The 20,575-nt window shown below is 70.4% G+C and carries 19 protein-coding genes and 2 pseudogenes; 9 read left to right on the top strand and 12 right to left on the bottom strand.

Going from position 1 to position 20,575, the window contains the following annotated elements:
• Positions 1-45 precede the first annotated feature (45 nt).
• The 10 genes and pseudogenes from Rai3103_RS17830 to Rai3103_RS11155 all read right to left on the bottom strand — a co-directional run bounded on the left by Rai3103_RS17830 (position 46) and on the right by Rai3103_RS11155 (position 9,779).
• On the bottom strand, positions 46-243 hold the full coding sequence (locus Rai3103_RS17830) for a hypothetical protein (RefSeq protein WP_228488867.1): 198 nt from the start codon (positions 241-243) through the stop codon (positions 46-48).
• On the bottom strand, positions 240-1,424 hold the full coding sequence (locus Rai3103_RS11195) for a peptide ABC transporter substrate-binding protein (RefSeq protein WP_228488866.1): 1,185 nt from the start codon (positions 1,422-1,424) through the stop codon (positions 240-242). Before Rai3103_RS11195 ends, Rai3103_RS17830 begins: the two co-directional genes overlap by 4 nt.
• 581 nt (positions 1,425-2,005) lie before the next feature.
• Positions 2,006-3,373, bottom strand: a complete 1,368-nt coding sequence (locus Rai3103_RS11190) for an MFS transporter (RefSeq protein WP_153572676.1) — start codon at positions 3,371-3,373, stop codon at positions 2,006-2,008.
• Positions 3,374-3,413: 40 nt separating this feature from the next.
• Complete coding sequence (locus Rai3103_RS11185; protein WP_153572675.1) at positions 3,414-4,124, bottom strand: maleylpyruvate isomerase family mycothiol-dependent enzyme; 711 nt, start codon at positions 4,122-4,124, stop codon at positions 3,414-3,416.
• Positions 4,125-4,205: 81 nt separating this feature from the next.
• A complete protein-coding gene (locus tag Rai3103_RS11180; RefSeq protein ID WP_153572674.1) occupies positions 4,206-4,559 on the bottom strand; it encodes an HAD-IA family hydrolase in 354 nt (117 codons plus the stop codon).
• A 512-nt stretch (positions 4,560-5,071) separates the two neighbouring features.
• Positions 5,072-5,449 (bottom strand): phage holin family protein, encoded by a 378-nt coding sequence (locus tag Rai3103_RS11175; protein ID WP_153572673.1) that lies wholly within the window; start codon positions 5,447-5,449, stop codon positions 5,072-5,074.
• 70 nt (positions 5,450-5,519) lie between these two features.
• A pseudogene (locus Rai3103_RS11170) lies at positions 5,520-5,899 on the bottom strand (DUF488 domain-containing protein).
• Positions 5,900-5,927: 28 nt separating this feature from the next.
• Complete coding sequence (locus tag Rai3103_RS11165; RefSeq protein ID WP_153572672.1) at positions 5,928-6,926, bottom strand: DUF2332 domain-containing protein; 999 nt, start codon at positions 6,924-6,926, stop codon at positions 5,928-5,930.
• 32 nt (positions 6,927-6,958) lie between these two features.
• The gene (locus Rai3103_RS11160; RefSeq protein ID WP_228489333.1) at positions 6,959-7,816 is read right to left on the bottom strand and encodes a magnesium transporter CorA family protein; all 858 of its coding nucleotides are present in this window, start codon (positions 7,814-7,816) and stop codon (positions 6,959-6,961) included.
• A 145-nt stretch (positions 7,817-7,961) separates the two neighbouring features.
• A complete protein-coding gene (locus tag Rai3103_RS11155; protein WP_153572671.1) occupies positions 7,962-9,779 on the bottom strand; it encodes an O-antigen ligase family protein in 1,818 nt (605 codons plus the stop codon).
• 271 nt (positions 9,780-10,050) lie between these two features.
• On the opposite strand from Rai3103_RS11155, the gene Rai3103_RS17825 reads away from it, so the two are divergent.
• The 9 genes and pseudogenes from Rai3103_RS17825 (at position 10,051) to Rai3103_RS11115 (ending at position 18,600) form a co-directional block, all read left to right on the top strand.
• Positions 10,051-10,545, top strand: coding sequence for an MFS transporter (locus Rai3103_RS17825; protein ID WP_228488865.1), 495 nt, complete (start codon positions 10,051-10,053; stop codon positions 10,543-10,545).
• Positions 10,512-11,369: an MFS transporter gene (locus Rai3103_RS11150; RefSeq protein WP_228488864.1), complete on the top strand. Its 858-nt coding sequence runs from the start codon at positions 10,512-10,514 to the stop codon at positions 11,367-11,369. Before Rai3103_RS17825 ends, Rai3103_RS11150 begins: the two co-directional genes overlap by 34 nt.
• A gap of 52 nt (positions 11,370-11,421) precedes the next feature.
• Positions 11,422-12,426 (top strand): RNase H family protein, encoded by a 1,005-nt coding sequence (locus Rai3103_RS18765; protein WP_153572670.1) that lies wholly within the window; start codon positions 11,422-11,424, stop codon positions 12,424-12,426.
• Between the two features lie 88 nt (positions 12,427-12,514).
• Complete coding sequence (locus tag Rai3103_RS11140) at positions 12,515-13,135, top strand: CDP-alcohol phosphatidyltransferase family protein (protein WP_153572669.1); 621 nt, start codon at positions 12,515-12,517, stop codon at positions 13,133-13,135.
• Positions 13,132-13,983: a Rossmann-like and DUF2520 domain-containing protein gene (locus tag Rai3103_RS11135; RefSeq protein WP_153572668.1), complete on the top strand. Its 852-nt coding sequence runs from the start codon at positions 13,132-13,134 to the stop codon at positions 13,981-13,983. Before Rai3103_RS11140 ends, Rai3103_RS11135 begins: the two co-directional genes overlap by 4 nt.
• A gap of 37 nt (positions 13,984-14,020) precedes the next feature.
• Positions 14,021-14,437 carry an aspartate 1-decarboxylase gene (panD, locus tag Rai3103_RS11130; RefSeq protein WP_153572667.1) on the top strand — a complete coding sequence of 139 codons (417 nt, stop codon included), beginning with the start codon at positions 14,021-14,023 and terminating at the stop codon, positions 14,435-14,437.
• Between the two features lie 3 nt (positions 14,438-14,440).
• On the top strand, positions 14,441-15,295 hold the full coding sequence (panB, locus tag Rai3103_RS11125; protein ID WP_153572666.1) for a 3-methyl-2-oxobutanoate hydroxymethyltransferase: 855 nt from the start codon (positions 14,441-14,443) through the stop codon (positions 15,293-15,295).
• Positions 15,296-15,366: 71 nt separating this feature from the next.
• A complete protein-coding gene (panC, locus tag Rai3103_RS11120) occupies positions 15,367-16,212 on the top strand; it encodes a pantoate--beta-alanine ligase (protein ID WP_153572665.1) in 846 nt (281 codons plus the stop codon).
• A gap of 178 nt (positions 16,213-16,390) precedes the next feature.
• A pseudogene (locus tag Rai3103_RS11115) lies at positions 16,391-18,600 on the top strand (NADP-dependent isocitrate dehydrogenase).
• A 91-nt stretch (positions 18,601-18,691) separates the two neighbouring features.
• Here Rai3103_RS11115 and Rai3103_RS11110 read toward each other — a convergent pair.
• Together Rai3103_RS11110 and Rai3103_RS11105 are read right to left on the bottom strand one after the other, a co-directional pair.
• The gene (locus Rai3103_RS11110; protein ID WP_153572664.1) at positions 18,692-19,450 is read right to left on the bottom strand and encodes an SDR family NAD(P)-dependent oxidoreductase; all 759 of its coding nucleotides are present in this window, start codon (positions 19,448-19,450) and stop codon (positions 18,692-18,694) included.
• A 123-nt stretch (positions 19,451-19,573) separates the two neighbouring features.
• On the bottom strand, positions 19,574-20,572 hold the full coding sequence (locus Rai3103_RS11105; protein WP_153572663.1) for a diacylglycerol/lipid kinase family protein: 999 nt from the start codon (positions 20,570-20,572) through the stop codon (positions 19,574-19,576).
• Between the last annotated feature and the right edge of the window lie 3 nt (positions 20,573-20,575).

Below are 20,575 nucleotides of genomic sequence, written 5' to 3'. Positions count from 1 at the left end.
CCGGCGGGCCGGCGCAACGGTCAGGCGATCACCGTGGTGCCGGTGTCACTTCTTCTGCATGTCCGCGTAGTCGGGCTGACCGAACGGGTCGACCTTGACATTGGTCAGGTTCGTCGACCAGACCACCGGCCGCGTGGTGGACCACAGCGGGATGGTCGGCAGGTCCTTCGCGAGCACCTGCTCCGCCTGCTGCCACTTGGCGTTGGCCTCGGCCGCGGACTTGGCCTCGTTACCCTGCTTCACCAACTGGTCGAACTCGGGGTTGGAGTAGTTGAAGTAGTTCGACGAAGCGCCGGTCTGGTAGACGGGGTCAGGAAGTCCTCGATGGACGGGTAGTCCATCACCCAGCCGTACCGGAACATGCCCTTGATCTCGCGGTTCTTCATCTGGTCGAGCAGCGTCTTGAAGTCCGGGGTCACGATGACCTGGCAGTCGAGACCGAGGGTGTTCTTGATCGAGTTGCAGGTCGCGTCGGCCCACGGCTTGTGGCCGCCGTCACCGTTGACCGCCAGGGTCAGGGTGCCCTTGTACCCGCCGGACTGCTGGTAGAGGGCCTTCGCCTGGTCGGCGTTGTAGGTGCAGGTGTCGCCACAGGCGCCGGCCTTGTAGCCGTCGACGGTGGGGGCGACCCAGGAGTCCGAGGGAGCGCGAGTGCCCTGGAACACCTGCTTGGTGATCTCCGGGCGGTTGATCGCCATCGAGATGGCCTTGCGCAGCGTCGGGTTCTTCAGCTGGTCGTCGACCGGGGAGAAGGCCGCCAGCTGGATCACGCCCTCCTTCGCGGTGAGGTTGCGGTCCTTGGCGTCGGTCTTCCACTGGTCGTTGACCAGCATGCCGGTGGGCACCAGGTCGGAGAAGTCGAGGTTGTTGGCGATCACGTCGGCGTAGGCCGCATCGTCCGCCTGGTAGATCCGGTAGGTGATCTTGTCGCTGTGTCCGGCCCACTTACCCTTGTACGCCGGATCCTTCTCCACCACGATGCTCTGGGTGTCCTGGGAGACGAACTTGTACGGACCCGCCGCGATCGGCTTGGCCTCGTAGGCCTTCGGGTCCTTGAAGAACGAGTCCGGCAGCGGTGCGAACGAGTCGTAGCCGAGGCGCAGGGCGAGGTTCGAGACCGGCTCGCTCGTCTTGATGGTGAACGTGTAGTCATCGACCACGTTCAGACCGGTCATCTTGTCGGCCTTGGGCTTCTGGCTGGCGCACTTCTTGTCGGTCGACGGGCACTGCAGGTCCTTGTAGCCGTCGATGGGCTCCATGAAGCTGCCACCGTTCTGGCCGTTCGGAGCGTACGCCGCGTAGTTCCAGGCATTGACGAAGTTGGCGGCCTTCACCGGGGTGCCGTCGTGGAACGTACGGTCGGTGTTCAGCTTGACGGTGAAATTCTGGTTGTCCGACGTCTCGATCGACTTCGCGATGTCCATCTCAGGAGCAGCGGTGTCGACGTTGTAGTGGACCAGTTGCGAGGACAGGGTCAGCAGGACCTTGTGACCGCAGTCCTCTGTGGTGTTGCCCGGCAGCAGGGGTTCTGCGGGGTGCAGCCCCGGACGGTGATCGCACTTCCTGAACCCCCACCGCCGGATGAGCTACTGCTACCACCGCCCGAGCACGCCGTGGCGAGCATCGACACGACCGCCACGGTCGCGAGTGTCGCCACACGGACATTTCGACGCATGAACTTCCTCCTTGGTTCGGCACCCCCTTCGGCGCCGAGTCCGCACACCTCGGCCTGTGACCGGGCGTTCTGCATCTGCCTCACGCTCGGAGGGCCCATCACTTGTCGGGCCACCGAGCGGCACGAGAGTTGCACGCAGCCTGTAGTACAGGTCCGAAAAACCCTCGACGTTGCAGGAGGCTACCGTCGGAGGCGACCCCGGTCGAGGTATTTGTCCTCACCGGTCACGTTTTGTTACGAGATCGCCACGCAATCCTTCGCACGGTGAGCGCATCGGTCCAGGCCGCGGACAATGAGCCTGCCCACCGGCCACCCCCGCCCATCAGCGCGTCATCGAGCCAGCGTGCGGCCCCGCTGCTCCGGCAGCAGCAGTGTGGCGGCTGCGCCCACCAGGAACGCGACACCGAAGACCGAGAAGGTCACCAGGTAACCGTTCGCGGAGCCTCCCCAGGCCAGGAACACCGGCACCGACAGCGGCGCAAGGATCGAGGCGATACGGCCGAACGCCGCAGCCGCCCCGGTCCCGGTCCCGCGAAGGCGGGTCGGGTACAGCTCCGGCCCGATCGCGTAGAGGGCACCCCAGGCGCCCAGGTTGAAGAACGAGAGGGCGGCCCCGGCGCCGAGCACCGCGCCGACGGCGGGATGCCCGACCGTCGAGACGAGCCCGAACGCCACGGCACCCGCGGCGGACCCGAGGAGGAAGACCGCCAGGGTGAGGCGACGCCCCCAGCGTTCGATCAGCCAGGCCGCAGCGAGGTAGCCGGGCAGTTGCGCCAGGGTGATGAGCAGGACGTACTCGAAGGAGCGGGTCAGCGTGAAGCCGCGGCCGAGCAGCAGAGTCGGCAGCCAGGTGAACGCGCCGTAGTAGGACAGGTTGATGGTGAACCACACGATCCACAGGGCGGCCGTGCGCCGGGCGAGCGGCCGGGCCCAGATCGAGGTGGCCCGGATGTCCTCCACGCCGGTGACGACCTCGCGCGGCGCCCGGACCCGCCGCAGGATCGGCGGTGAGGATTCGAAGCGGCGCACCGCCTCCTCCGCCTCGTCCGTGCGTCCCTTGGCCTCCAGGAAGCGGACGGATTCCGGCAGCCCGTAGCGCACCACGACCGCGTAGAGCGTCGGGACGATCCCGACGGCGAGGGCCCAGCGCCACCCCGAGGGGAACGCGGGGATGACGAAGTAACCGATCAGCGCGGCAAGGATCCAGCCCACTGCCCAGAACGCCTCGAGGAACACCACCATCCGGCCGCGGATACGGCGCGGGGCATACTCACTGACGAGCGTCGAGGCCACCGGCAGTTCGGCGCCCAGCCCGAGCCCGACGACGAACCGGAAGACGATGAGGGCGGCGACGGACCAGGACAGGGCTGCCGCCCCCGTGGCCAAGCCGTAGACGAGCAGGGTCAGCGCGAACACCCGGCGCCGCCCCAGCCGGTCAGCCATCAGGCCCCCGACACCCGCCCCGATCGTCATGCCGACGAAGCCGATCGAGCCGATCAGTGACAGTGTTGGGGCCGCCAGGTGCCACTCCAACGCCAGCGCGGCCATCACGAACGAGATCAGGCCGACATCCATCGCATCGAGGGCCCAGCCGAGGCCGGAGCCGACGAGCAACCGGTGGTGCTGGCGGGTGTACGGCAGGCGGTCGAGACGTTCCGCCCGGGTCGGGGCGAGGGCCCCTCCGGTGTCCGTGGTCATGGCCACGAGTCTGGCACGACGCGGCTCGACGCCGCATCGGTCACCAGCGCGGCAGGTCCGGTAGCGCTTCGCCGCCCCGCGTCCTGACGCCCGAGGTGCGTCCCCGGGCAAGCCAGTCCACCAGTCCGTCACGTTCGCCGATCACATGGAGCGACCCGTCGCCGATCACCAGTTCGTCGCCCTCGTAGCTGGTCACGGTCAGCCCGGGCGCGTCGGGCTTGCCCTGGAGCATCCACACCACGGTGGTCAGCGCGTCCAGTTGGGAGTCGGGGTCCGCCTCGTGCAGGGCGAAGGCGGTGTCGAGGTCCTGGTGGTGGATCACCACCTCGGCGCACCGCATCGCCGCCAGGGCGGCGGACGGATACCCGCGGCCGCGCAGGGAGACCTCGGCGAGGGCGTCAGGCGCGTCCGCCAGTGCGTGGGCGCGCTCCATGAAGGCCGCGTGGGCACGCTCGAGGTCTGCCAGTTGCTCCTGCGCCGGGCGCCCCGCTCCCGCCTCGATATCCGCGTTCCGTTGTTCCGGGGAGTCGTACATCGGGCGATCCCCGCCGGTGAGTGCGTTGTCCAGCATCCGGCTGAGGGCCTCCGCGGACCTCGCCAGGTGGGTGATCACGTGGCCCCGGGTCCAGCCGTCACACTGCGAGGGCTGGCCGATCTCCGTGTCGGTGAGTGAGGCCACGGTGGCCAGAAGCATGTCGGTCTCGCGCTGCAGGCGCCGCAGGTCGGCGACGTACGCGGCAGGTGTCGTCATGCTGTGAGCCTAGCCACACGATGGCCGATCGGCCGCCCGTACGGGCAAGGGCTTCCCCCAGCGTGGGGCCAGGGAGCACGATCAGTCGCCCAGCACCTGCGCCAGGGCGGTGCGCAGCTGCTCCGCGCTGCGGAACCGGATGGCCTGCATGCCGGTGGTCCGGGCCCCTTCGCAGTTGACGGGGCGGTCGTCGATCATCACCACGGAGTCCGGCGCGACACCCAGCTCCTGGCACACCGAGAGATAGGCCTTGGGGTCGGGCTTGGTCTGGTGGATCCGGCAGCTGTAGAACCGCCCGACCATGGGTGCCAGCTCGGGCAACTCGTCGATCGCCTCGGCGATGGACACCGGAGCGTTCGAGAACAGGGCGGTGGCGATGCCGCGGTCGACGAGGTCGGCATGGATCCCCAGGACGTCCCCGACAGGTGCAACCAACTGTCGCGGTCGCGCTCCACCAACTCGTCCACCGTCTCCGTCGCCAGGCCGCGGCCGGCGATGGCATGCCAGTACTCGCTGGCCGTGAGGTCGGCCTTGTCGTACGCCTGCCTCTTGGCCCAGTAGCGATGGTTGAACGCCTCGAGCTCGACACCTGCGACCGCGGCCATCCGGACCCGATCACGCGATGTCTGGGGAAGTCCGATGACTTCCCCGAAGTCGAACAGCACGAGCACGATGCCCCCACCTTCCTGCGGATCGGGCGCCATCCTTCGGCGCCCACCGGCCCGACGACCGGCAGGACCGACCCTAGCGGCGTCGGCGCTCCCCTGACCACTCGATCTGCGTCCTGAGCCATCGGGTCAGCAGCAGCTGATGGCGGTGGCACACGGCATCGGGGTCGTGGTAGAGGCAGCCGCGATGGGCACATCGGCTCCGTTGCGAGGGACCGGAGCCCTCGCGCAGGCTGTTGGCGACCGTTCCGCAGCGCGCACCGCTCCAGGGGTGATGGGTCATGCTCGGGTCCGCCGCCGCCACGGCGAGGCGCCGAGCAGGAGGCTGACGATCGAGATCACCAGCGCACCCCAGAAGGCCGGGACGAAACCATCGACGTGCCAACCCAGGCCGAGCTGGGTGGCCAGCCAGGAGGTCAGCATCAGCATCAGGGCATTGATCACGAGCAGGAAGAGGCCGAGGGTGAGGATCACCAGGCAGCCGGTGAGTGCTTCGAAGATGGGCTTGACGACGGTGTTCACCGCCCCGAGGATCAGCGCGACAAGACCCACCGTGAGCACGATCCCGGTGGTGTCGCGGGCGGACACCGTGATGCCGGCGACCAAGTAGGTCGCGGCCGCGACGGCGAGGGAGTTCACCAACCAACGCCAGATCATGTCCCCATCATGGCCGTCCGGGCCCGATTGCGCACTCGGGGTTTCCCGGGCACCGCCCCCATCCACCGAGTCAGGCGGGCCGGTCTCCCCGGTGGGTGTCCGCGGCGGCCAACCAGTCGCGGAGGACCACGGCTTGGTTGTGGTCCGGGTCCTTGGCCGAGTAGAGCAGGGTCACCCGCTCCTGCGTCCCAGCCCACTCGGCCGCCCGGGCAGCGGCCTCGGCGCTGGCGTCCAGTTCGTCCCGATAGCGGGCCGCGAACTCCTCGAACCGTTCCGGCCGGTGGCCGAACCAGGTGCGCAGATCGGATGAGGGGCGAGGTCCTTGTCCCAGTCGTCCAGAGCCGCGCGCTCCTTGGAGATACCCCTGGGCCAGAGCCGGTCGACGAGCACCCGGAATCCGTCGGTGTCCTCGGGTGCGTCATGGATGCGCTTCACCACGTACGTCGTCATGACTCCAGTGTCCGCCGCCCGCGGCCGATCAGAGCCAGCCGATCCAGCCGCCGTGCTGGCCCACTCGGGCGAGGGGTTGCCCGTCCAGGGCCAGCACGAAGCAGGGCGGCCCGGCGTACGACAGGTCGGGGAGCCGGTCGCGGACCTCGGGCAGGACGCGCTCGGCCTCGCAGGAGATCCATCGCGCACCGAGGTCGCGCACCCGGGCGCCGAAGTCCGCGCGGCGTTCCCGGGAGACGTACGACAGCGTGGCCGTGTGCATCACGACGACGGTGTCGGCGTGCCGATGGGCTTCGGCGACGACCTCGGGCAGCACACCGAGGGCGTCCCCCGTGACGACGGGAACGGGAGGTAGCCGGCCCACGGTGTCCAGTGCCTGGGCGAGGCGGACCTCCCGCTGCTGCTGGCCGGGCCACACCAGGGCCCGGAGCCAGGCCTGGACCTCAGGATCGGTGGGGTCGAGTGGTGCGATGTCGATGCCGCAGCGCCAGGCGATCGTCGGCAGGGCGTAGTCAGCCGTCGCGGGGGTGGCGCCCTCGATCCGGCACTCGATCTCCGGCGTGCCCTCCCCCACCTTCCGCTCCGGCCGGTCGGGGAACCGGTAGCGGTAGGCGTACGCGTCGGGCCGCAGGCACAGCCCCGCCGAGGATCCCACCTCGACCAGAGCGAGTGTTCCCGCCGCCGACAGGCCCGCGAGCAGCGGCAGGTGGACGGCACACCGACCCGCCTCGTTGGTCTGGGTGGAATGGGTCAGGATCGCCCGCTCGACGTCCGCCCAGCGCGCGGTGAGCCACGCCGCCAGGACCGGTCCGGGATCCAACGGCGCCTCGAGGCGACGCAGGGCGGCCAGGAACAGCTGCGGCTGACGCTTCATCCCGGGCAGCGCCGCGAGGCGCTCGGCGATGACGGGCGTCTCCGCCACCCAGGTGCAGACCGCCCGCCAGGTCGGAGAGGAGCCGGCGGTCTCGTCGGCGAACCACCGGTAGAGCTCGGCGATGTCACCGTCCGCGTAGAAGTGGCCTGCCACCGCTCCATCCTCACCGACATGCCGCCCGACGGCTAGACCCAGTCGTTGAACCTGAACACCACGTACAGCGTGACGGAAGCGACGAGGATCATCCCCAGACTCAGCAGCACACCCCAGGGCTGGTTGAAACCCCAGTAGGGAACGTTCTGGCCGAACCACCCGGTGATGGCGGTCGGCACGGCGATGATCGCCGCCCAGCCGGCGAGCTTCTTCATGATCTGGTTGAGCCGCGAGTCCTGGAGCGACAGATGCGCCTCGAACATGGTCGTCACCATGTCCCGCAGCGACTCACTCCACTCGCCCGCCCGCAGGGCGTGGTCGTAGAGGTCGTCGAACCAGGAGTCCAACTCGGTGCGCTTGCCGGTCCGGTGGCGCTGCACCCCGTTGACGACCTCCCGCATCGGCAACACCGTCCGGCGGAGGGCGACGAGATCCTTGCGCAAGCCGTAGATCCGGCGGATGAAGCCGGCCGCCTGGGGCGACCCCTCGGCGAACAGGACGTCCTCGAGGGACTCGGTCTCTTCGTCGAGGGCCTGGATGGTGTCGAAGTGGCCGTCCACGATCACGTCGAGCAGCCCGTGGACGAGGGCCCCCGCCCCGTGGACGAGGAGATCGGCGTTGTCCTGCCAGACCTTCATGATCGGCGCCAGGTCGATCTCGTCATCGAGCCGGATGGTCACCAGTGCATGCGGCGTCATGATCGCGGACAGGCGGCCGAGCACCAGCCGACCCTTGGTCGGGTCGAGGTGATCGTGCGGACGCAGTCGTGTCGCGTACACGGTGAAGAAGAGATAACCCTCGTGCCGGGACACCTTGGGCCGCTCGAACGGCGCCAGCGCGTCCTCCACGGCCGTGGAGGGAAGGCCGAGCTCCCGGACCAGAGCGCCCAGTTCGGCCGCCCGGGACGGAGCAGGTCGATCCAGACGAGATTGCTGGGATCGCGGATCTCGTCGGCCACCTCGTCGGGTCGTACGTCGTCGTCGATCACCACGCCCTCACGCCAGGTGCGACTGGCCGCGATGCAGTTGATCTCCATCACCACTCCTCCCCCCGCGGCGACCACAGCACGAGGTCAGCGACGGGAGCCACGGTCCCCGTCCTGACGTTGCGCTCCCTCGATGTCGGTCCCACGCCGCGCCCATGGGCTGGCGGCGACCGGTGCTGTCCGGACCGCCCGGTCCTGGGCCACAGCGGAATCGTCGGCCGGCCCACCGGTGCTGTCCTTGGCGAGGGAGGGTTCGGTGGACGTCCCCCGCCAGGCCGAGCCGTACGTCGGGAGCCTCCGCCCGGTGGGCGCGGGATCGGCGGCGCCGAGCGTGGCCTGCCGCGGTGCGGGACGGAAGGGTGTTTCGGATCCCCTGCCCCGCGCCGGCGCGGACCACGCTCCCGGGTGGGGGCACCGGCCCCGTAGGGGCGGTGCAGGTTGTCCAGGACGCTCCCCTGGATGGTCCCCGGCGGCTGGGTGGTCCCGGCAGGCGGCTGGATGATCGTCGCGTCTGGCGGCGCCGTCGCTGTGGGAGCGCCGAAGGCGACGCCCGCGAGGATGGGCTCGGGGGCCGGAACCGGCTGCGTCGCCAGGACCCGCCGCGACGCCAGGTCCGGCGCGGGAACCGGTTCGGGCGCCGGAACCGGCTCGAAGGCCCCCGATGTCGAACCGGCGGCCAGGGGCTCGGGGAGACTGCGGGACATCGCCCGGCTCCTCCGGGTCAGAATCCGCTGGTCGGCCACCGGAGACGTCATCACCAGCCCGATCGCGAAGACGAGACCCAGCGCGATCCGCAACGAGTTGGCCGGGTGATCGGTGATGCTCATCAGGCCGAAGCCGAGGAGCCCGGCCCCGAGAGACGCGGCGACCCGGGATCCCTCCGCTGCCGAGCGCCAGATCCGCCAGCAGACCAGGACGGTGATCGCCACCACGGCGAGCAGGCCCAGCCAGCCGGCCTCGACCAGCCAGTTCAGCCAGGTGTTGTGGGCGTGCTGGAACTGCAGCGAGCCGGGCACCGCCTGGGTGAGCAGCACGCCCGATCGGCCGATTCCGACACCGAGCGGATGGTGAACGGCGAGGGACAGTGCGCTCGACCAGAGCTTTGTCCGCACACCCGCGCCCGAGGCGACCGCCATCACGACCGCGGCTACCAGTCCGACGCCGAGCAGCCACCCACCGATCCGCAGCCTGGTGCCGGAGGGCCGCACCAGCGTGAAGAGGGCGACGACGCCCAGCACCCCGGCGGCCAGGCCAGCCCGGGACCAGGTGTCGACCAGGGCCAGGTAGCCCAGCGCCAGGAGGACGAACCCGGCGAGCCGGGCGGAGCTGTTCAGCCACTCATCGATCGCCAGCCAGGCGAGGGGCAGGAAGAGGAGGAGGAAAGCTGCGAGGAGGTTCGGGTTGCTCATGGTGCCGATCACCCGGACCAGCGCACCGGGCTGCTCGCACCCGTCCGCCATGCCCTGACCCGGCGCCCGGCAGAAGCCGGTCGGAATCTGGGACGCGGCCTGCTGCAGTCCCACGAGGGCGGGTGTGGCGACGCCGACCAGGGCGAGGACCAAGGCGGCACGATGGCTGTCGCGATGCTGGCGCCGCACCATCACCACGAGGTAGTACAGCCCCACCTCGGTCAGCAGCCAGCGCCACCCGGCCATGCTCTCGGTCCTGCCGTAGGAAGCCGCGAGGCTGGTCAGCAGCAGCACCGCGAGCGGCACGTCGAGCCAGGTACGCCACGCAGTGGGGTGCGGGACGACGAGGCCCATCGCCGCCAGGCCGATGATCAGCACCAGCCGGACCGGCGAGATCAGCCAGAAGAGCGTGCCGTCGGGCAGGATCCCGGCGACGGACTCGAGGAACACGATCGCCATGCACACCAGCCCGATCGAGGTCAGGATGTCGCGCCAGGGCTGGCGTTGGGGCCACCGGGTAAGGGCCGGGACCCCCCTCGAACGACCGGAACCGTCAATACTCACACGACATTCTTTCCACAAGCACGTTAATTCTCGAAGAACCGTCCGCAAACGCCTGCCGACACCGAACCGTACGTTCGGCCGACGCAGACCCCAGGGCGCTGCCGGCGCCCTAGCATGGCACGGACCGCGACGTCCGGCGCGGCCAGGACGAGGAAGGGGCGTCGGGATGGGACGCGGAGCCGAGCACCTCGCGGGCCGGCGCCGGGACATCGGCGCCACGGCCTGGCAGGTGGTCATCGGTTTCGGTCTGGTGAGTTTCGCCGCGGACATGGTGTACGAGGGGGCCCGCGCGATCACCGGTCCCCTGCTGGCGCAGCTGGGCGCCTCGGCCTTGGTCGTCGGCATCGTGACGGGCGCAGGCGAGGCGATGGCTCTCGTGCTCCGACTCGTCTTCGGTCCGCTCGCCGACCGCACCGGACGCTACTGGTCGCTGACCCTGATCGGCTACGGCCTGACCGCCGTCTGCGTGCCACTGCTGGCCCTCGCGCCGCGACTCGGTGGCGCCGGGTTGGGCGTGGCCATCACCCTGATCCTCCTGGAGCGCACCGGTAAGGCGGTCCGCAGCCCGTCGAAGACCGCCCTGCTGGCCGATGCCGCGGGGCGGTCGGGCGTGGCCGCGGGTTCGGCGTGCACAAGTTCCTCGACGAACTGGGCGCCCTGAGCGGGCCGCTGGTCGTCGCCGCCGTGATCGCCGCGACGACGCTGATCGCCCCGGCGATGGCCTGGCTCGCGGTCCCTGGTGCGGTCGCCATCGCCATCCTGGTGTACCTGCAGATCCGGGTCCCGGACACGTCGGTGTTCGGGGAACCCGACACCCCGGCGAGCACCGCCGACGTGACGACCGCTCCCCCGCCCAGCCCGCAGGGTCGGGGGATGGCCCGGGCCGCCCAGCGGTGGTGGGGAGAGACGCTCGGCGTCGGGCTGCCCCCTCGCTTCTTCCTCTTCGCCGCCTGTGCAGCACTGGCCACGGGAGGGCTGGTCACCTTCGGCGTCATCTCGTTCCACCTGGTCACCGCGGCGGTGCTGCCGCTCGCCGCCGTCCCGGTGTTGTACGCCGCCGGCCAGGGCGCCTCCGCCCTCGCCGCCCTGGCCACCGGCCACGGCTACGACCGGTGGGGCGCGCGCGTGCTGTACGTCCTGCCCGTCCTGGTCACCCTGGTCCCGCTGCTGGCCTTCACCCGGTCGGCCTGGCTCGCGGTGCTGGGCGTTCTCGCCTGGGGCGCCGCCAACGGGCTGCAGGACTCGACGGTCAAGGCCCTGGTGGCCGACCTCGTCGGCAAGGAGCGCCGGGCCACGGCGTACGGGGTCTTCGCCGCCATCCAAGGTGGTGCCGCGATCGGTGGCGGTGCCCTCGCCGGCGGCCTGTATGTGACGTCACTCCCGCTGCTGGTGGCCATCATCGCCGCCAGCCAGGTGGGAACGGCGCTGCTGCTCCATCGCACCCTCGACCGCCGGCGAGTCCGGGCCGACTCGGCTGCCCACTGACACGACCTGACCATCGTCCGGCCTGTCCGGAGGGTGTGTGAGAATCGGGCCCGTGACGATCACAGCAGCGGCGGACGGCTCCTCCCTCGGCAATCCCGGCCCCGCCGGATGGGCCTGGTACGTCGACGACGACTGCTGGGCGAGCGGCGGATGGCCGCACGGCACGAACAATATGGGGGAGCTGATGGCGGTGCTGGACCTGCTGCGCCAGACCGCCCACGTCGACGAGCCGCTGCACATCCTCTGCGACAGCCAGTACGCCATCAATGTGGTCTCCAAGTGGACCAAGGGTTGGAAGAAGAAGGGCTGGAAGAAGTCCGACGGCAAGCCGGTGCTGAACGTCGACATCGTCATCGCCCTGGACGCGGCGATGCAGGGTCGCCAGGTCACCTTCGAATGGGTCCGTGGCCACCGTGGGCACGTGATGAACGAGGCGGCGGACACCCGCGCCCGGGCGGCCGCCACCGCCTACCAGCTCGGCACTGAGCCCGATCCCGGCCCGGGTTTCCGGCGGACCGGGAGGTCCGCCCCCGACCCGAGCGCCTCGGCGCCGGCCTCGGAGGAGCCGTCAGCCGTCACGGTCCCGCCTGCCGCCCGTGCGGAGGTGGGCAGCCTCCAGGCCGTCATGGTCGCGCCCCCCGACCCCGAGGCCGAAGAGTCGGAACTCCCGGAGGACTATTTCCAGCCCGATCTCTTCTCCGGAGCCGAGCCGGAACTCGACCTGCCCGACGTCGACCAGGTCATCGAGTTGGAGCGCTGGCTGCACGGCACCGAGCCGGCGGACGACCCGACGCAGTGGGCCGCTCTGCTGAACCCTGGCTGGTTCCGGGTCCGGGTCGATGGTGGGCTCGACCATCGTGGCGACGTGCTCAGCGGTGTCCTCGCGTCCGACCTGTGCACCCTTGACGTCCTGGAGGCCCGCCGGCTGCGCGACGATGAGGTGCTGCTGCTCAGCCGGGGCACCCACGAGTCGCACACGACGCTGCGGACCTCGCTGTGGGTCCGCGAGGGCACCCAGTGGCAACAACGGTTCGAGCAGGTGACCCGCGAGTCCTGACCGGCTGCCCCTGAAGCCTTTTCGGGCGCCCGCTGCGACCCCGCCCTGTAGCGTGAAGGTCACGAAGCCCCGCGTACGAGAAGGTGCCATGAACGCCCCTGAGGTCCCGCTGCCTCCTGCATCGGAGGCCGCTGCCGGGCGCCCTGGCGGTCGCCCGGCCTGGGCGACCGTGCCCAACGCCATCACGCTGCTGCGGTTGCTGCTGCTGGCCCCCGTCTGCTGGCTGCTCGTCCGCGAAGCCACGCTGGGTCCGGGCTCGGTGCTCCTGCTCGCACTGTGGGCCTCGACCGACTGGATCGACGGGTTCCTCGCGCGCCGCCTCCACCAGGTCAGCCGGGTCGGTCAGATGCTGGATCCGATCGCGGACCGGGTCGGTATCGGCGCGGTCGTCGTCTGCCTTGCTGCGGCGGGACACCTGTCCTGGTGGGCGGTGGGGATCGTGCTCGTCACCGATCTGGCGACCGCACTGCTCGCCGGCCGGGCGGCGGCACGCGGACGGATCGTCGTGCACCTGCTCGGCAAGACGAGGACGGCGGTGATGTTCCTCGGCATCGCCCTCCTCGTCGGGGCGCTGGCCTTCAGACCGTCACTGGCCATCGTCGGCACCGTCGTGGTCTGGGTGGGGGTCCTCCTGCACATCATCGCCGGCGCGTCGTACATCCGGGCCGCTGCGACCGGATCGCTCACTCCCCCGCAGGTCACCCGGTGACCGCCGGCGCTCCCGGATCGGTCGGCATCCTCGGGTCCGGACGGTTGGCCCACGCCCTGCAGCAGTCGCTGTCCGCGCACGGAGGGACCGTCAGTGTCCTCTCCGCCCGGGACCCCGACCGGGCCGCCCTCCTCGACCTCGATCTCACCGTGCTGGCCGTCTCCGATGACGCCATCGGCCCGGTCGCCGCCGCGCTCGCCGCGGAATCGGCGGGACGCACCGGGCAAGGGCGGGCCGTGGTGCACTGCTCCGGCGCCCTCGACCGCACTCCCCTGGCGCCCCTGGCCGAACGAGGGTGGCGCATCGGCTGCTGGCATCCCATGCAGGCGTTCGCGACGACCGACACGCCCATCGCCGAGGGAATCACCTGGGGCATCACGGCCGATGCCGAGCTCACGGCGACGCTGGCCATCCGTTCCGAGGCCCTCGGAGGCCACCCGCTCGTCCTCCGCGACCAGGACCGGGCCCGGTACCACGCCGCTGCGGCGATGGCGTCCAACTACACCGACGTCCTGCTCTTCCACGCCATGCGCCTGCTGGAGGACTGCGGCCTCGAGCCCGCCGCCGCCGTCCGCGCCCTGCTCCCCCTGGTCCGGACGAGCCTGGACGGCGTGGAACTCGCCGGGCTGCCGGACGGACTGACCGGCCCGGCGTCCCGGGGTGACGTGGGCACCCTCCGGCGCCATCTGGCCGCGCTGGACGACCGGCCGGACACCGCCGCGCTCTACCGCGCCGCCGGCCTCGCCGCGCACGACCTGCTGGTCGCCCGCGGCATGGATCCGGCCACCCTGGCCAGCGTGGATGCCGCCCTGCGGGACCCTCAGGAACCAGCGAGGAAGATCACGTAAACTTCATCCGAACACCACACGGCAGAGAGGTACACACGTGCGGTTCCGGACGATGGTCAGCGGCAAGATCCACCGAGCGAGGGTCACGGCGGCCGACCTCGACTACGTCGGCAGCATCACCGTCGACGAGGATCTCCTCGACGCGGCCGACATCCTGCCCTTCGAACGGGTCCAGGTCGTCGATCTCAACAACGGCGAGCGCCTCGAGACCTACACCATCGCGGGCGCCCGCGGTTCCGGCGAGATCCAGCTCAACGGTGCCGCCGCGCGGCTCGTCCAGCCCGGTGACCTCGTCATCATCATGGCCTACACCCAGGTGACCGACCCTGTCCCCGAGGGCTGGCACCCCAAGGTCGTCCTCGTGGACGCGAACGACAACTCCATCGCCCGGGTCATCACCGATGTGAACGATCCGATGGCGCTGCACGGGCCGATGCCGGCGAACCTGGTCTGAGCGATGCGGACCTCCATCGCCGACATCAGGGCGGCGTACCTGCGCGGTGAGCGCATCCCGATGATCACCGCGTACGACTACACCAGCGCCCAACTGGTGGAGCAGGCCGGCGTGCCGATGATCCTGGTCGGCGACTCACTCGGCATGGTCGTCCAGGGGCACGACTCGACCCTTCCGGTCACTGTGGACGACATGATCTACCACTCCCGGGCGGTGATCCGCGGCTGTGCGACCCCGATGGTGGTCACCGACCTGCCGTTCCTCACGTACGCCACCGAGACCGATGCCCTGCGCCACGCAGCACGGCTACTGGCCGAGGGCGGCGCCACGTCGGTGAAGCTGGAGGGCGGCCGGCCGGTCGCCCCGACCGTACGACGCCTGGTGCAGGCGGGCATCCCGGTGATGGGTCACCTCGGCTTCACCCCCCAGTCGGTCAACCAGATCGGGATGCGGGTCCAGGCCAAGGAGTCGGCCGCCGCGCGGGAACTGATCGAGGATGCCCTCGCCCTCCAGGCGGCGGGTGCCTGGGCCATCGTGCTGGAGCTCATCCCGGCTCCGCTGGCCACCGCCGTGACGGCGCAACTGGACATCCCGACCATCGGCATCGGCGCCGGGCCCGGCTGCTCAGGCGAGGTCCAGGTCTGGCATGACCTGCTCGGCCTGTTCAGCGACTTCGTGCCGCGCCATACCCGGCGCTACCGGACCCTCGCCGAGGAGATCACCTCGGGGCTGCGGGAGTACGCCGACGACGTCCGCTCCGGCGCGTTCCCGACAGAGAAGAACAGCGCCGCGATGGACCCGGCGGTGCTCGCGGAGGCCCTGTACGGTCTCGACCGGTCGGCCGAGACCGAAGGATAGGCCGGCCCCCAGGCAGCACAGCAGGTCAGGCGTCCCCAGCGCAGGCACATCGACGGACGGAGAGTCAGGCAATGAAGGTCGTCACCACCCGCGAGGAACTCCGGACCGCCCGGGCCGCACTCGGCGGGGTCGGACTGGTGCCTACCATGGGCTTCCTCCACGACGGTCACCTCAGCCTGGTCAGCCGCGCCAAGGCGGAGAACGCCGCCGCCGCGGTGTCGATCTTCGTCAATCCGACCCAGTTCGGCCCCACCGAGGACCTCGAGGCGTACCCCCGCGACCTCGACCACGACCTCGACGTCCTCGAGCGGGCGGGGACCGACCTGGTCTGGACGCCTCGGGTCGAGGACGTCTACCCCGCCGGCTTCGACACCTATGTCACGCCAGGGGGCGTCGCGGACGTGCTCGAGGGGGCCCGTCGCCCGGGCCATTTCCGCGGCGTGGCGACGGTCGTCAGCATCCTGTTCCACCTCGTCGCGCCGCAGCGGGCCTACTTCGGCCAGAAGGACGCCCAGCAGGTCGCCGTGATCCGGCAGATGGTGCGCGACCTGGGCCTGCCGGTCGAGGTCGTGGCCTGCCCCATCGTCCGCGAGCAGGACGGCCTGGCCATGAGCAGCCGCAACACGTACCTGTCCGACGAGGACCGCCCGGCGGCGCTGGTGCTGTCCCGGGCGCTGCGGGCGGCCGACCGGGCCTGGACGGCTGGGGAACGCGACGCGGACGCCCTGCGGGCCATCATGCGCGGCATCCTCGCCGAGGAACCCCGCGCACAGGTCGACTACGTGAGCGTCGCCGATCCCGGCAGCCTGACCGAGCTGAGCACCGTCGACGCGGCGGTCGGAGCGCTCGCCTCGCTGGCCGTACGGGTGGGCCGCCCGCGCCTCATCGACAACCTGGTGCTCGCCCCCCGGGCCTGACGCCGCCCGTACAGCAGGCCGATGGCGGGTGGACTGTACGCCAACTCACACCCCGGTCCTCCTGCAGGGTGGCACAGCCGCGCCGAACGCGGCGGCCACCCCGGAGCCTTTCGGATAATCTGGGCGGGCCGAAGAGCGCCCGCAACGCTGCCGTCCGACCCAGGGAGATGCCCAGCACATGGCAAAGATCATCTACACCCACACCGACGAAGCGCCCTTGATGGCCACGTACTCCCTCCTCCCGGTCATCGAGGCCTTCGCCTCCACGGCGGGTGTGGAGGTCGAGACGCGTGACATCTCGCTGGCGGGCCGCATCCTCGCCGTCTTCGCCGACCTGTTGCCCGCGGACCAGCAGGTCGCCGACGCGCTCGCCGAACTCGGCGAACTGGCGCAGAGGCCGGAAGCCAACATCATCAAGCTGCCGAACATCTCGGCCTCCGTCCCGCAGCTGAAGGCTGCCGTCAAGGAGCTCCAGGCCCTCGGCTACGCGCTGCCCGACTACGTCGACGAGCCGGCGACGGACGCCGAGAAGGACGCCCGCGCCCGCTACGACAAGGTCAAGGGTTCCGCCGTCAACCCGGTGCTGCGTGAGGGCAACTCGGACCGCCGCGCGCCCCTGGCCGTGAAGAACTACGCGCGCAAGCACCCCCACTCGATGGGTGCCTGGACCGCCGACTCGAAGACCCGCGTCGCCACGATGGGCCACGACGATTTCCGCACCAACGAGAAGTCCGTCATCATCCCGGCCGACGACACCCTGCAGATCAAGCTGGTCGCCGCCGACGGCACCGAGACCGTGCTGAAGGAGTCGCTGCCCGTCCTCGCCGGTGAGGTCGTCGACGGCACCTTCCTGAGCGCCGCCAAGCTCGACGCGTTCCTGGCCGACCAGATCGCCGCCGCCAAGGCCGAGGGCGTGCTCTTCTCTGTGCACCTGAAGGCCACCATGATGAAGGTCTCCGACCCGATCATCTTCGGCCACGTCGTCCGGGCCTTCTTCCCGAAGACCTTCGCGGCGTACGGGGCCGACCTCGCTGCCGCCGGACTCTCCGCCAACAACGGCCTGGGCGCCATCCTCGGCGGGCTCGACGCATTGCCGAACGGGGCCGAGATCAAGGCGTCCTTCGACGCGGAGCTGGCCGACGGTCCGGCCCTCGCGATGGTGAACTCCGACAAGGGCATCACCAACCTGCACGTCCCCTCCGACGTCATCGTCGACGCGTCCATGCCGGCGATGATCCGCATCGGCGGCCACATGTGGGGCGCCGACGGCCAGGAGGCCGACACCCTCGCGGTGATCCCGGACTCCTCGTACGCCGGCGTCTACCAGGCCGTGATCGATGACTGCAAGGCCCACGGTGCGTACGACCCGACCACCATGGGGTCGGTGCCGAACGTCGGCCTGATGGCGCAGAAGGCCGAGGAGTACGGCTCCCACGACAAGACCTTCGAGATCCCGGTCGCCGGCACCGTCCAGGTCGTCAACTCCGCCGGTGACGTGCTGATCGAGCACGCCGTCGAGGCCGGGGACATCTGGCGCGCCTGCCAGGCCAAGGACGCCCCGATCAAGGACTGGGTCAAGCTGGCCGTCACCCGGGCCCGCGCCTCGCAGACCCCCGCGGTCTTCTGGCTGGACCCGGAGCGCGCCCACGACCGCAACCTGGCCGAGAAGGTCCGGGCGTACCTGCCCGAGTTCGACCCCGAGGGCCTCACCATCGAGATCATGTCCCCGGTCGAGGCGACGAAGTACTCGGTGGAGCGGATCCGCAGGGGTGAGGACACCATCTCCGTCACCGGCAACGTGCTGCGCGACTACAACACCGACCTGTTCCCGATCCTCGAGGTCGGCACCTCGGCGAAGATGCTGTCGTGGTGCCGCTGATGAACGGTGGCGGCCTCTTCGAGACCGGCGCCGGCGGCTCCGCCCCGAAGCACGTGCAGCAGCTCCTCGAGCAGAACTACCTGCGCTGGGACTCGTTGGGCGAGTTCATGGCACTGGCCGAGTCGTTCCGCCACGAGGCGAACGCCGGCAACGCGAAGGCGGGCATCCTCGCCGACACGCTCGACGCGGCGACCGAGACCCTGCTGGACCAGAACAAAGGCCCGGCCCGCAAGGTCGGCCAGATCGACAACCGCGGCAGCCACTTCTGGCTGGCGAACTTCTGGGCCCAGGAACTGGCCGCCCAGGACGACGACGCCGAGCTGTCCGCCGCCTTCGCGCCGATCGCGGAGCAGCTCGCCGCCAACGCGGAGCAGATCGATGCCGAGCTGATCGGGGTCCAGGGGCACGCCGTGGACCTGGGCGGCTACTACCGCCCCGACGACGCGAAGACCTCTGCCGTGATGCGCCCGTCGCAGACCTTCAACGCGATCATCGCGACGCTGGCCTGAACAGAACACTGCTGGTCTGAGCTCCGGCAACACGCACGAACGGCGTCGGGAGGATCCCGACGCCGTTCGTGCGTCCTCGGCAGACAGGCGCTCAGATCACGCTCCAGCCTCCGTCACAGAAGAGCACGGCGCCGGTGATGTTGGAAGCATCGTCGCTCAACAGGAACGTGATGGCGGCCGCGAGCTGGTCGGCGGTCGCCGTGGGAGTCATCGTCGCGCCCAGCAGTGGGGCGATGACCTCCGTGAAGCCCGGGGTGTCCATGCGGGCCTGGATGTTGGTGGCGACCCCACCGGGGGCGACGCTGTTGCATCGGATTCCCTTTCGCGCGTAGAAGAGCGACGTCGACTTCGTCAGGCCGATGACGGCGTGCTTGGACGCCGTGTAGGCGACACCGGCCGCGGAGGCGCGGATGCCGGCTTCCGAGGAGAGGTTGACGATGGCCCCGCTGCCGTGGTCCAGCATGACGGGGATGGCCGCCCTGGTCATCCGCATCATCGAGGTCAGGTTGACGTCGACGACGCGCTGCCAGGTGGCGTCGTCGATGTCGGCCACCGGGAGGAAGTCGTCCATGATGCCGGCGTTGTTCACCAGACCCCACAACTCGGGGCCGGCCTCGGCCACGACCCGATCGACGACGTCCTGGTCGGTGATGGATCCCACGACGTAACGGAAGCCGGGGCTGCCGAGTTCGTCGGCGACGGCCTTCAGGCGCTCCTCCGACAGATCAGCACCGACGACGTACGCCCCCTCGGCGACCAGCCGCGTGGCGGTGGCCCTGCCGATGCCGGAGCCGGCACCGGTGACGATGATGGTCCGACCGGAGAACCGGTCGGGAATGGCGGCGGACATGACGACCTCCTGTACGGGTGTGGACACAGGCCCGACAGGCGCACAGCGCGGCGAGAGAAGTCGCGGCAGGGCCGCCGGGCACTCCCGAGGGACGATCGGCGATGGACGACGCTCTGCGTGTTTTCAGTCTAGGACGCGGACCCGTCGCGTACGGCCGATTCGCGACGGGTCCGCTGCGCTGCGGACGAGCAGGGCGCCGGCCAGCACCTCCACCTCGAGGTCGACGACGTCGGGGATGACATCGCCGTCGAGTTGGACCGGCAGTGGCCCCCGTGGAGTGATGTGGGCCCGGCCGGTCCGGCCATAGACGAGGGCGGACACGCGGTGTGTCTGGCGGAACAGCCCGGTGCACGCCACGGCGAGCCAGTCGAACGGACTGCGGAGCGGCACTTCGAGCGTCTCGAGCAGACCGTCGTCGGGGCGCGCCTGTGGGAAGACGGTGATCCCACCCGGGACGCGTGGAAGGTTGCCGAAGAGGACGGTCCAGGTCCGCGTCTCCCGCGTTCGCCCGTCGAGATCGACCACCATGGGGATCGGGGCTTGCAGGGCCTGCCTGATTCCGGCCGCGAAGTAGGCGAGCCAGCCCAGTCGCCGTTTGAGGCGTACGCCGGTGGCCGCCACCGTGTAGGCGTCGCGCCCGATGCCGGCCATCACCAGGAAGACCGAGACGTCGGACGGGCCCGGGTCGGACCGCGCTCCGGCCCGCCGCATCCTGACCTGGCCGACATCGAGGCGCACCTCGGCACCGCCCAGCGCCACGGTCACCGCACGACGCAGGTCGCGGCGCGGCAGCCGGAGGTTGCGGGCGACGATGTTGGCGGTCCCGGTGGGCAGGACGGCCAGTGGGACACCGCTGCCGACCAGTGCCGCGGCGACCTCCCGTACGGTCCCGTCGCCGCCGGCGACGACCACGAGGTCGACCCCCTCGGCCAGGAACCGGCGGGCCTGGTCGGCACCCGGCGAGGCGCTGGTCGTCGTGCGGACCTGGGGCGCAGGTGCTCCGATCGCCGCCAGTGCCGTGGTGAGCACTTCACGGGCACGCGTCGCCCGGCGTCCGAGCGGATTGACGACCAGCCCGACGCGAGGTCCGGGTTGCTGTGGGAAGGGGGACGCGGTCGGCATCGA

The organism is Raineyella fluvialis, assembly GCF_009646095.1.
Classification (GTDB): Bacteria; Actinomycetota; Actinomycetes; order Propionibacteriales; family Propionibacteriaceae; genus Raineyella; species Raineyella fluvialis.
Note: the sequence above shows the minus strand (reverse complement) of the source record. Positions and strands in the feature narration are given on the sequence as shown.